Genomic DNA, 12,295 nt, shown 5'->3' with positions numbered 1-12,295 from the left:
GTCGTCCGACGATAGGTTGTGCACAACCGAACGTCCCCGAGCACGGAGGTTTGTCATGGCAGACGCGATCTACACGGCCGAGGCCACGTCGTCCGGCGGTGGCCGCGACGGGCGGGTCCGCACGTCCGACGGGATCATCGACCAGGACCTGAAGATGCCGCCGGCCCTGGGTGGACCGGGTGGGGCGACCAACCCGGAGCAGCTCTTCGCCGCGGCCTACGCCACCTGCTTCCACGGCGCGCTGCGCCTGGTCGCCGGCAAGCAGAAGGTCGCCGTCCCCGACGGCGCCACCGTCGACGCGTCGGTCAGCCTCGCGCCCGACGACACCAGCTTCGGCATCAGCGCCGTGATCACCGCGCACCTGCCCGGTCTCGACCAGAAGGCGGCCGACGAGCTCGTCGAGGGCGCGCACCAGGTGTGCCCGTACTCCAAGGCCACCCGCGGCAACGTCGACGTCACCCTCAAGGCGACCGTCTAAGTCGTCCCGCCCGGCCCCTGGGGTCGCGCTCCGGACAATGCCTCGCGGACAAGCGGCTGTTCGTGGGGCATTGTCCGTGCAGGGGGGTCTCAGCCCCGGGCGACGCAGGTGACCGTGCCCGGGTCGACCTCGGTGAAACCGGCGTCCCGGACGGCGACGACGGTGCCCGCCTCGACCTCGGCGAGCAGCGCGTCCCACTCGGCCCGGGTGGTGTCGCGGACGGCGAACGCCGGCGCCGACGTCCACCCGCGTACCGCGGCCAGGATCATCGACGCGTGCCCGACCTGGGCCGCGGCCTTGCCCACGCTCATCTCCACATAGGGGTTCAGCACGATCAGCGGGCGGCCCTCCGGCGGCGGGCCGGGCGCGTCGTCCTCCAGGTCGGTCCCGCCGATCTGCAGGCGCGAGACGGTCTTCGGGACGTCGTCGACGGGGCCGGGCAGCAGGGCGCGGGCCTGCGCGGTGCCCTCCCCCACGGTGACGCCGGGGAGCTCCTGCACGGCCTCCCAGTGCGAGCCACGGGCGCGGCGGGCGATCTTGCGGATCCGCCCGTCGACCCAGGTCCGCACCGGCTCGTCCCACTCCCCGCCGGCCTGCGCCCGGGGATCCAGGCAGACCGCGAGCGCCGCGGTCGCGGCGGCCTCCAGCAGCGCCGTGCGCGACGGCTGCGGGTCGCGCTCGATCCGCAGGATCACCGGCATCGCGCGGACGACGCCGTCGGCCTCCGGCGGGATCTCCCGGGCCACCCGGCCGGTGCCGTAGCCGTCGGCGAGAACGGACAGGCTCACGCGATCGGGACGCGTCGCAGGACGCCCTCGGCCTCGTCGGCCGCCTCGATGTCGTTGCGGGTGATGCCCAGCACGAACAGCACCACGTCGAGGTAGGGCAGCGACAGGTCGGTGTCGGCGATCTCGCGCAGCGCGGGCTTGGCGTTGAACGCGATGCCCAGACCGGCCGTGGAGAGCATGTCGATGTCGTTGGCCCCGTCGCCGACGGCCACGCACTGCTCGATCGGGATCTCGTGCGCGTCGGCGAAGCGGCGCAGCGCGACGGCCTTGCCCGGACGGTCCACGACCTCGCCGGTGACCCGCCCGGTCAGCTTCCCGTCGACGATCTCCAGCTCGTTCGCCGCGGCGAAGTCCAGCCGCAGCTCGTCCACCAGACCGGCGATGACCTGGCTGAACCCACCGGACACGACGCCACAGCGGTAGCCGAGACGCTTGAGCGTGCGGATCGTGGTGCGCGCTCCCGGGGTCAGCTCGATCCGGGACGCGACGTCGTCGACGACCGAGGCGGGCAGGCCCTCCAGGGCCGCGACGCGGCGGCGCAGGGACTCGGTGAAGTCCAGCTCCCCGCGCATCGCCTCCTCGGTGACGGCGCGGACCTGCGCCTCGACGTCCGCACCGGCCCGCGCGGCGAGCATCTCGATGACCTCGCCCTGGATCAGGGTGGAGTCGACGTCGAAGACGATCAGCCGGCGGCTGCGGCGGACCAGGCCCGCCCGGGACACGGCCACGTCGACGCCGGCCTGGCGCGCCACGCCGACCAGCCGCTTGCGCAGCGTGCCCGCCGGGTAGGCCTGCGCGTCACCCTCGGGCACCGGGGAGACCAGCAGCTCCAGCCCGGTGACCGGGTAGTCGGCGATCCGGCGGATGGCGTCGATGTTCGCGCCGACCGCGGCCAACTCGGCGGCGATCGCGCCGAACGCACGGGCGGTGATCGGACGGCCCAGGACGACGACGGCGTGCGTCGACCCCGGACGGGGGTCCTGCCCGCCGTCCTCGTGGACCTCCATGTGCACGGCCATGTCGATCGTGTCCATGGCCGACCCGACGGACTCCTGCAGACCCTCGGGGTCGGAGTCGGGCATCACCAGCGCCCCGAGGGTGAGCCGGCCGTTCACGACGACCTGCTCGAGGTCGAGCAGCTCCACCCCGTGCGCGGTGAGCGCGGTGAACAGGACGGAGCTCACTCCGGGCCGGTCCGGCCCGGTCACCGTGATCAACACGGTGGACCGGGCCGTCGGGACTGCGTCTTCCCTGTCTGTGGGACCCACCCGCTCAGACGGACCTGGGGTCGTCGTCCGGCTGGGCCTCCTTGCCCACACCCTGGGCGATCACCTCTGCCGCCTGCGGCATCCCGCCGACGTGCGCCTCGGCGCGCGCCCTCTCGACCAGGTGCGGGTAGTGCAGGTCGAACGCCGGGCGCTCGGAGCGGATCCGGGGCAGCTCGGTGAAGTTGTGCCGCGGCGGCGGGCAGGAGGTCGCCCACTCCAGCGAGTTACCGAAGCCCCACGGGTCGTCGGTGGTGACGACCCGGCCGTAGCGGTAGCTCTTGAACGCGTTGTAGATGAACGGCAGCGTCGAGGCACCGAGGACGAACGCGCCGATCGACGAGATCATGTTCAGCGCCGTGAAGCCGTCCGTGGGCAGGTAGTCCGCGTAGCGGCGCGGCATGCCCTCGTTGCCCACCCAGTGCTGCACCAGGAACGTCAGGTGGAACCCGATGAACGTGGTCCAGAAGTGCAGCTTGCCGAGCTTCTCGTCCATCATCCGGCCCGTCATCTTCGGGAACCAGAAGTAGATGCCGGCGTAGGTGGCGAACACGATCGTGCCGAAGAGCACGTAGTGGAAGTGCGCGACGACGAAGTACGTGTCCGAGACGTGGAAGTCCACCGGCGGCATCGCGAGCAGGATGCCGGTCAGGCCGCCGAAGAGGAACGTCACCAGGAAGCCGACCGCGAACAGCATCGGCGTCTCGAACGTCAGCTTGCCCTTCCACAGGGTGCCGATCCAGTTCACGAACTTGACGCCGGTCGGGATGGCGATCAGGAACGTGGTGAAGGAGAAGAACGCGAGCAGCACCGCGCCGGTGGCGTACATGTGGTGCGCCCACACCGCGACCGACAGCGCCGCGATCGCGATCGTGGCGAAGATCAGGCCCTTGTAGCCGAAGACCGGCTTGCGGGCGAACACCGGGAAGATCTCCGAGACGATGCCGAAGAACGGCAGCGCGACGATGTAGACCTCGGGGTGGCCGAAGAACCAGAACAGGTGCTGCCAGAGGATGACGCCGCCGTTGGCCGGGTCGAACACGTGCGCACCGAGGTGGCGGTCCGCGGCGAGGCCGAGCAGGGCGGCGGTCAGGATCGGGAACGCGATCAGGATCAGCAGGGCCGTGATGAAGATGTTCCAGGTGAAGATCGGCATCCGGAACATCGTCATGCCGGGGGCGCGCATGCAGACGATCGTCGTCACGAAGTTGACGCCACCGAGGATCGTGCCCAGACCGGAGACGACCAGGCCGATGATCCAGAGGTCACCGCCGGGGCCCGGCGAGTGGATGACGTCGGACAGGGGGCTGTAGGCGAACCAGCCGAAGTCCGCGGCACCGCCCGGGGTCAGGAAGCCCGAGATGACCGTGAGGCCGCCGAACAGGAACAGCCAGTACGAGAAGGCGTTCAGCCGCGGGAACGCGACGTCCGGCGCACCGATCTGCAGCGGGACGATGTAGTTCGCGAAGCCGAACAGGATCGGGGTCGCGTACAGCAGCAGCATGATCGTGCCGTGCATGGTGAAGAGCTGGTTGTACTGCTCGGTCGAGAGGAACTGCAGACCGGGCCGGGCGAGCTCACCACGCATCAGCAGCGCCATGGCGCCGCCGGCCAGGAAGAACCCGAACGACGTGACCAGGTACAGGATCGCGATGTCCTTGGGGTCTGTCGTCCGCAGCATCTTGAGCAGCGTGGATCCCTTGCCCGTACGACGCGCGGGGTACGGGCGCGACGTGATCGGCTTCGGGGCGACGGCTGTCACTGGGCCTCCTGCACTTACCTGGTTCGGGCTGGTCGGACTCTATCCCGACCTGCGGCCGGCGCCCTTGCGGGCTCGACGTCGGCGGTGCCGGACGACGGTCGCGAGACGATTGTGCTCTACCGGGGGTAGAACGACCACCCCAGGCCCCGAAGGTTCAGCGCAACGGGACGAAGAGTTCGCTCCAGACCTCCGGCGCCGTGGCCGGGTTGGGCAGCTCGTCGACGATGTAGAACTCCGTGCCCAGGCCCATCGCGAAGATCGGCTCGGGCATCGCGAGCAGGAAGTGGTCGGGTGCCATCTGACTGGCGTGGGCCTGCATCGAGCGCCGCTTGACCTCCGCGAACTCGACGGCCTCGACCCGGTGTGTGATCTCCGACTCGGGCTTGCCGAACGACCCGTCGTCCGGGATCTCGGGCGGCTCCCACGCTGTGCCGTCACCCGCCCGCCCGGCGTCCTTGGCCATCCCCTTCATGCCCCGGAGCAGCCAGTCCCGGTTGGTGGTGCCCTGCGCGACGACCGGCACGGCCGAGAGCTCACCGGCCCGCTTGCCGACCCGGTGCACCTGGATGTGGTCGGGGTGCCCGTAGCCGCCGTTGTCGTCGTAGGTGGTCAGGACGTCGGGCTCCTCCTCGTCCAGGATCACCGCGAGGCGCTTGGCGGCGTGCTCGACGGGCGCCTGCCAGAAGCAGTACGGCGCGTCGTTGGACGGCTCGCCCATCATCCCGGAGTCGACGTAGCCGAGGAACTCCACGCGGGCGGCGCCGATCGCCGCGGCCGAGGCGAAGCACTCCCCGGAACGCCGGACGGCGAGCTGCTCGCCCTCGGCCAGGACGCCGGGCACCGGCTCGCCGAGCTCCCCGCGGGTGGCGAAGACGAGCACGACGCGGTGTCCGGCGGCCGCGGCCTTGGCCAGCGTGCCGGCCGAACCGATCGACTCGTCGTCGGGATGGGCGTGGAAGCTGACGATGGTCCCCATGGACCCGAGCCTAGGCAGCCCCGGGTCACCCCAGGATGCGGGTCAGGGCCGGGCCGACGTCACCGAGCCGGGAGACGGTCTGGCACAGCCCTCCCCCGCGCGCGGCCAGGGCGGAGCTCGCCCGCACCGCCTCGGGGTCCGGCTCGCCCGGCTGCGGCAGCAGGACGTGCACCCGGTCGATCCCGCCGAGTGCCGTCACCGGGTCGTCGCCCGCGGTGTGGATGCAGTCCGAGAGCAGCACCACTGTGCGTTCCTGGGCCGGTGCCGCGGACAGCTGCACCGACGCCTCGCGCAGCGCCGCGGCCAGGTCGGTGGTGCCGTGCCCGCGCAGCGCGACGAGCTCGGCGACCAGCGACTCCGGCGACCGCCCGACGCCCTGGCGCTGCAGCGTCCGCACCCCGGACCCGAACGCGAGCACGCCCGGTTCCAGCCGGGTGCCGCTGTTCTCCGAGGCCAGCACGACCCCGGCCGCCGAGACCGCGGCCAGCGCCACCGCGAGCCCCTGCATCGACCCGGAGATGTCGACGAGCAGGCAGATCGCGCGGCGGTGCGCCGTCCAGTCCCGGGTGACCATGTCGTCGACACCCGGCCGCGCGGAGTGCGCGGGCTGCCAGGTGTCCAGCGTGCGGTCGAGGTCCAGGTCGCCGTCCCCGCCGCGGCGGGGCCCGAGCCTGCGGGTGCCGCGGGCCTTCGCCGGACCGACCCGGCCGAGCCGGATGAACACCCGCCCGGCCAGCCGCCGTGCCTGCGCGCGCAGGGCGGCGTCGGTGGCCACCGCGAGGTCGGCCAGCAGCGCCGCGGCCGCCTCCGGGTCCTCGGCCATCGCGGCGTCGAAGGCGGCGTCGTCGAGCTCGCCGAGCTCCGGGGAGACGTCGTCGAAGCCGTCGTGGCGCGCGCCCAGCTCGGCGCGCCCGAGCGTGCGCTCGTTGCGTCCGGACTGGGCGCGGTCGCGGCCCGGGTTCTGTCCCTGCTCCTGGCCCGGCGCCCCGGAGGGCGGCGGGCCGTCAGCTTTTCCCGACTCGTCCTCCGAGCTGTCGGTGGGTTCGTCGGCGTCCGGTGGCCAGAGCCTCTCGAGCAGCTCGTCGAGCACGGACTCGGGTGTGCGGTCGACGCCGTCGGCGATCCGGATCCGGCCGGACAGGGCCGCGTACGTGGCGTCGCGGGCGGTCTCGCGGCCGAACGGCTCCTCGCCGCGCAGCCCGGCCAGCCCGGTCAGGACGTGGGCCAGGTCGATCGCGCCGCGCACCGACGAGCCCATCCGGACGTCGCGGTGCTCGCGGGTGGCCCGGGTGAGGCCGACGGCCAGCTCGTTCGCCCGGCCCTGCACCCCGCTGACGGCGCCGGTGATCTGCCGCTCGGCGGGCTCGTCCTGGTAGCCGAGCACGACCCGGCACATCCGGTCGGCGATGGCCTGACTGACCCGGGCGGTGCCGATGGCGTCGAAGGGGTTCATCGCGGCGATCAGGCGGAAGCCCGGCCCGGCCGAGACCGTACCCAGGCGCGGGACGGTGATCTCCCCCTCGGTGAGCACCGTGATCAGGACGTTCAGCGTCTCCTCGGGGATCCGGTTCATCTCCTCGAGGTAGAGCAGCCCCCCGGCCCCGGAGTCGTCGCCGCGCATCGCCATGAGCAGCGGACCGTCGGTGAACGCGTCCGGCCGGTAGCCCTCGGCGAGGACCTGCGACGGGTCGAACGAGCCGATCAGGCGCGCCGGCGTGAGCTCGGCGTTGCCCTCGACGAACACCATCCGCTGCCCGCCCTCCCGGGCGATCGCGTGCAGCAGCGTCGACTTGCCGGTCCCCGGCGGGCCCTCCAGCACGACGTGGCGTCCGGTCGCCAGCGCGACGGTGAGCACCTCGCGCTCCCGGCGCAGGCCGACGATCGTGACGGGTCCGCCGTTCGGCGACGACCCTGACGCGGGCCGGTCCTGGGACGTTGCCTGGGATGTGGACAGCACTGTCACCTCCGAGATCCTCGATGCGCATGTCATCACATCCTGCGTGCGCGACGCACCGCCTGTGACGCACCGGCATGACTGTCCACGATCCGTTGACGCCCCGTAGAGCGTGTGTAGCATCACATTTCCCGAACCGGCCCCACCACGATCGGCACAGGAGCCACCCACCATGGCCGAGCTCTTCAACGCTGCGGAGTACCTGACCGGGGCCCGTGTGGCCGCGGGTGACGGCGACCGGATCGCCGTCCGGCACCCCCGCGGGCTGTTGACCTACTCCCAGCTCACCGACGAGGTCCGCCGCGTCGCCGGCGGGCTGCGTGCCGTCGGGGTCCGGCCGGAGCAGCGGGTGCTGCTGGTGATGACCGACGACGTGGAGCTGTTCACCGCGATCCTGGCCGCGATGTGGATCGGCGCGGTGGCCGTGCCGTCGTCGACCATGCTGACCGGCCGGGAGCTGTCGGTGCTGGTCCGCGACTCGCGCGCGACCGCGCTCGTCGGCAGTCCCGAGTTCGCTGACAACATCGCCGCCGCCGTGGCCGGCGCGCCCGACCTGACCCGGGTCGTCCTGACCGGCGAGAACGCTCTCGGCTCCGACGGTCTCGTCGACGGCGCACGGTCGACGACCTGGGATGAGATGATCGCCGAGGGCTCCCCGGTCGAGATCCCCTACCGCACCTGGGACGAGTCGCACGCGCTCTGGCTCTACACCTCGGGCACCACGGGCAAGCCCAAGGGCGCGATGCACCGCCATGCCGACATCCGGTCCGTCGCCGAGACCTACGGGACGCAGGTCCTGGGCATCGACCGCGACGACGTCTGCCTGTCGGTGGCGAAGCTGTTCTTCGCCTACGGCATCGGCAACTCGATGTTCTTCCCGCTGGCGGTCGGCGCGAGCGTCGTGCTGGAACCGTCGCGCCCGAACCCCGACCTCTACTCGCGCCTGGCCGCCGAGCACTCCGCGACGCTGTTCTTCGCCGTCCCCAGCTTCTGGGGCCCACTGCTGGCCGCGGAGGTGGACCCGGCCCGGTTCGCGAGCGTGCGCCGCGGCGCCTCGGCCGGTGAGGCGCTGCCCGCCCGGATGTTCCACGGCGTGCGCGACCGGTACGGCTTCGAGGTGCTCGACGGCATCGGCTCCACCGAGGCGCTGCACATCTTCATCTCCAACGTGCCGGGGAAGGTCGTCCCGGGCAGCTCAGGGTTCCCGGTCCCCGGCTACGAGGCACAGCTTCGGCGCAGCGACGGCACCGTGATCGACGGGGCGGGCGAGTCCGGGATGCTCTACATCTCCGGCGACTCGATCTGCACCGGCTACTGGTGCCGCACCGACGTCAACCGCCTGGTCTTCCACGGCGAGTGGATGCGCACCGGCGACCAGTACATCCGTGGCGAGGACGGCGCCTACACGTGCCTGGGCCGCGCCGACGACGTGCTCAAGGTCGGCGGGCTGTGGGTGAGCCCGAGCGAGGTCGAGGTCCGGCTGCTGGAGCACCCGGCGCTGGCCGAGGCCGTCGTCGTCGGGGTCCCGGACGACGACGGGCTGGACAAGCCGATCGCGTTCGTCGTCCCGCGACCGGGACAGGCCCCGGACGCCGACGAGCTGATCGCGTTCTGCCGGGCCGGGCTGGCCGCGTTCAAGCGACCGCGCGCGGTGGTGACGGTCGAGGAGCTGCCCAAGACCGCGACCGGGAAGATCCAGCGGTTCCGACTGCGGGAGCAGGCCGCGCTGATCCCGACCGCCCCGCCGCCCGGCGTCCCGACCTGACCTGACCTGACCTGACCTGACCTGACCACCGTCGGTACGTCACGGACGCGAATCCCAATACTCCACAAACTTCCGTCGCGACGCACGACCGCCGTAGACTGAGACCGACCCGAACCGAGGAGCGGCCCACCCATGACCGACGCCGGCACCACCACCGAGACGACTCCGGCGGTCGACTTCGACCGGGAACCGGGCAGCTACCGGCACTGGAAGCTCGACCTCGACGACGCCGCCGGGATCGCCTACGTGCGTCTCGACATCGCCGAGGACGGCGGCATCGTGCCCGGCTACGAGCTCAAGATGAACTCCTACGACCTCGGCGTCGACATCGAGCTCTACGACATCACCCAGCGGCTGCGGTTCGAGCACCCGACGATCCGCGCGGTCGTCCTGACCAGCGGCAAGGACAAGAACTTCTGCGCCGGCGCGAACATCCGGATGCTCGCCCAGAGCTCGCACAGCTGGAAGGTGAACTTCTGCAAGTTCACCAACGAGACCCGCAACGGCATCGAGGACGCGACCGCGAGCTCCGGCCAGACGTGGATCGCGGCGGTCAACGGCACCGCGGCCGGCGGCGGCTACGAGATGGCGCTGGCGTGCGAGCAGATCCTGCTCATCGACGACAACTCCTCTACCGTCGCGCTGCCCGAGGTCCCGCTGCTGGGCGTGCTGCCCGGCACCGGCGGCCTGACCCGGGTCACCGACAAGCGACGGGTCCGCAAGGACCGCGCCGACGTGTTCGCCACCAAGTCCGAGGGGATCCGCGGCAAGCAGGCCATGGAGTGGAAGCTCGTCGACGAGGTCATCCCCAAGCGCACGTGGGACGAGACGGTGCGCGAGCGCGCCGAGGCCGCGGCCGCCGCGTCGAGCCGCCCCACCGACGCCACCGGGATCACGCTGCCGCCGCTGCAGCGCACGGAGACCGGCGAGGGCATCGACTACCGGTACGTGCACGCCGCGTTCGACCGCGACCGGGGTCTGGTGGAGATCACCGTCGACGGTCCCGAGGGCGGCGTCCCGGAGTCGCTGGAGCGGGTCCACGAGCTGGGCGCGGAGTTCTGGCCGCTGGCCATGACCCGCGAGCTCGACGACCTGATCCTGCGGCTGCGGGCGAACGAGCTGGAGCTGGGCACCTGGATCATCCGCACCCGCGGCGACGTCGAGGACGCGCTGGCGATGGAGCGGGTGATCGAGACCCACTCCCGCGACGACTGGCTGGTCAACGAGGTCCGGCACTACTTCAAGCGCGTGCTCAAGCGCCTCGACGTCACCTCGCGCAGCCTGATCGCGCTGATCGAGCCGGGCTCCTGCTTCGCCGGCGCCCTGCTGGAGCTGGCCCTGGCCTGCGACCGGCAGTACATGCTCGACGGGACCCTGGACCCCGACGGCGACGAGCAGGGCGACGAGGCCCAGATCATGCTCTCCGAGTCCAACTTCGGGACGTTCCCGATGAGCAACGGCCTGTCCCGGCTCGGGTCGCGCTTCTACGGCCCGGGAGGCGACGGGGACGACCACCTCGCCAAGCTGCGCCAGGAGACGGGCCGGCGGATCGAGGCCGTCGAGGCGATGGAGATGGGGCTGGTCACCGACGCCCCGGACGACATCGACTGGGACGACGAGGTCCGCATCATGCTCGAGGAGCGGGCCTCGCTCTCCCCGGACGCGCTGACCGGCATGGAGGCGAACCACCGCTTCGTCGGGCCGGAGACGATGGAGTCGCGGATCTTCTCGCGGCTCACGGCGTGGCAGAACTGGATCTTCGTGCGTCCCAACGCCTCCGGGCCGGAGGGTGCACTGCGTAAGTACGGCACGGGACGCAAGGCCGAATTCGACCGCAGGCGGGTGTGAGTCAGACATGAGCATCGACTACAGCGAGAAGATCCCCAACAACGTCGACCTCGCGGGCGACCGGAAGCTGCAGCGGGCCCTGGAGTCCTGGCAGCCGAACTTCCTCAACTGGTGGGTCACGATGGGCCCGGCCGTGCCGACCCAGGACGTCTACCTGCGCACCGCCGTCGACGTCGGCAAGGAGGGCTGGGCGCAGTTCGGCCACGTCGCGATGGAGGAGTACCGCTGGGGCGTGTTCCTCGCCGAGCGCGGCGACGACCGGCGGATCGCGTTCGGCGAGCAGAAGGGCCAGCCGGTCTGGCAGCAGGTGCCCGGTGAGTACCGCGCCGACCTGCAGCGCCTCATCGTCATCCAGGGCGACACCGAGCCGGCGTCGGTCGAGCAGCAGCGCCGTCTGGGCGAGACCGCCCCCTCGCTGTACGACCTGCGGAACCTGTTCCAGGTCAACGTCGAGGAGGGCCGTCACCTCTGGGCGATGGTCTACCTGCTGCACGCCTACTTCGGCCGCAACGGCCGCGAGGAGGCCGAGGCGCTGCTGCAGCGCAACTCCGGCGACCTCGACAGCCCCCGGATCCTCGGTGCGTTCAACGAGGAGACCCCGGACTGGCTGAGCTTCTTCATGTTCACCTACTTCACCGACCGGGACGGCAAGTACCAGCTCGGCACGCTGAAGGAGTCCGCCTTCGACCCGCTCTCGCGGACCTGCGAGTTCATGCTCAAGGAGGAGGCCCACCACATGTTCGTGGGCACCACCGGCATCGACCGCGTGGTCACCCGCACCTGCGAGCTGATGCGCTCCCACGACACCGCCGACATCGCCCCGCACGGCGGCATCCCGCTGAACGTGATCCAGAAGTACATCAACTTCCACTACTCGGTCTCGCTGGACCTGTTCGGCTCCGAGCAGTCCACGAACGCGGCGAACTACTTCACCGCGGGTCTCAAGGGCCGCTGGCAGGAGGAGCGCCGCCGCGACGACCACCTGCTCACCGACGCCGGCTACTCGATCGACGTGGTCCGCGACGGCGCCGTCACCACCGACGAGGTCCCGGCCCTGCTGGCGCTGAACCTCGACCTGCGCAACGAGTACGTCAAGGACTGCCAGTCCGGGCTCAAGCGCTGGAACAAGATCCTCGAGAAGCACGGCTTCGACGACCGGGTCTACCTGCCGCACATCGGGTTCAACCGCAACGTGGGCCTGTTCCGCGAGCACCACGTGACGCCGAAGGGCGACCTGATCTCCGACGACGTGTGGGCGGCGAAGGTCGACGACTGGCTGCCGAGCGAGGCGGACAAGACCCACGTCCAGTCGCTGATGCGCCCGGTCTACGAGACCGGCAAGATCGCCGGCTGGATCGCCCCGCCGAGCAACGGCATCAACGGCAAGCCCTTCGACTACGAGTACGTGCACCTCGCCTGACCACTCTTTCCGCGACGGGCCCCGGCCATACGGCCGGGG

The 12,295-nt window shown here is 71.2% G+C and carries 9 protein-coding genes; 4 read left to right on the top strand and 5 right to left on the bottom strand.

Annotated elements, in window-relative coordinates; genetic code table 11:
* Positions 1–55: 55 nt before the first annotated feature.
* Positions 56–478: an organic hydroperoxide resistance protein gene (locus EV383_RS05690; RefSeq protein WP_130288926.1), complete on the top strand. Its 423-nt coding sequence runs from the start codon at positions 56–58 to the stop codon at positions 476–478.
* A gap of 89 nt (positions 479–567) precedes the next feature.
* Here the strand turns inward: EV383_RS05690 and EV383_RS05685 are convergent, their stop codons facing one another.
* The 5 genes from EV383_RS05685 to EV383_RS05665 all read right to left on the bottom strand — a co-directional run bounded on the left by EV383_RS05685 (position 568) and on the right by EV383_RS05665 (position 7,232).
* On the bottom strand, positions 568–1,260 hold the full coding sequence (locus tag EV383_RS05685) for a peptidyl-tRNA hydrolase (RefSeq protein ID WP_423213688.1): 693 nt from the start codon (positions 1,258–1,260) through the stop codon (positions 568–570).
* A gap of 2 nt (positions 1,261–1,262) precedes the next feature.
* Entirely contained in the window at positions 1,263–2,486 is a 1,224-nt protein-coding gene (gene serB, locus EV383_RS05680) for a phosphoserine phosphatase SerB (RefSeq protein ID WP_207223447.1), read from the bottom strand.
* A 52-nt stretch (positions 2,487–2,538) separates the two neighbouring features.
* Positions 2,539–4,293, bottom strand: a complete 1,755-nt coding sequence (gene ctaD / locus EV383_RS05675; protein WP_130288924.1) for an aa3-type cytochrome oxidase subunit I — start codon at positions 4,291–4,293, stop codon at positions 2,539–2,541.
* Between the two features lie 154 nt (positions 4,294–4,447).
* Positions 4,448–5,269: a PIG-L family deacetylase gene (locus EV383_RS05670; protein WP_130288923.1), complete on the bottom strand. Its 822-nt coding sequence runs from the start codon at positions 5,267–5,269 to the stop codon at positions 4,448–4,450.
* A gap of 25 nt (positions 5,270–5,294) precedes the next feature.
* Positions 5,295–7,232, bottom strand: a complete 1,938-nt coding sequence (locus tag EV383_RS05665; RefSeq protein ID WP_242622919.1) for an AAA family ATPase — start codon at positions 7,230–7,232, stop codon at positions 5,295–5,297.
* 163 nt (positions 7,233–7,395) lie between these two features.
* Between EV383_RS05665 and EV383_RS05660 the strand changes: the two genes are divergently transcribed.
* The 3 genes from EV383_RS05660 (at position 7,396) to boxB (ending at position 12,256) form a co-directional block, all read left to right on the top strand.
* The gene (locus EV383_RS05660) at positions 7,396–8,988 is read left to right on the top strand and encodes a benzoate-CoA ligase family protein (protein ID WP_130288921.1); all 1,593 of its coding nucleotides are present in this window, start codon (positions 7,396–7,398) and stop codon (positions 8,986–8,988) included.
* Between the two features lie 132 nt (positions 8,989–9,120).
* Positions 9,121–10,836, top strand: a complete 1,716-nt coding sequence (gene boxC / locus EV383_RS05655; protein ID WP_130288920.1) for a 2,3-epoxybenzoyl-CoA dihydrolase — start codon at positions 9,121–9,123, stop codon at positions 10,834–10,836.
* Positions 10,837–10,843: 7 nt separating this feature from the next.
* The gene (boxB, locus tag EV383_RS05650; RefSeq protein ID WP_130288919.1) at positions 10,844–12,256 is read left to right on the top strand and encodes a benzoyl-CoA 2,3-epoxidase subunit BoxB; all 1,413 of its coding nucleotides are present in this window, start codon (positions 10,844–10,846) and stop codon (positions 12,254–12,256) included.
* Positions 12,257–12,295: the final 39 nt, after the last annotated feature.

Origin of the sequence: Pseudonocardia sediminis, from assembly GCF_004217185.1 — a bacterium.
Lineage (GTDB): Bacteria > Actinomycetota > Actinomycetes > Mycobacteriales > Pseudonocardiaceae > Pseudonocardia > Pseudonocardia sediminis.
Note: the sequence above shows the minus strand (reverse complement) of the source record. Positions and strands in the feature narration are given on the sequence as shown.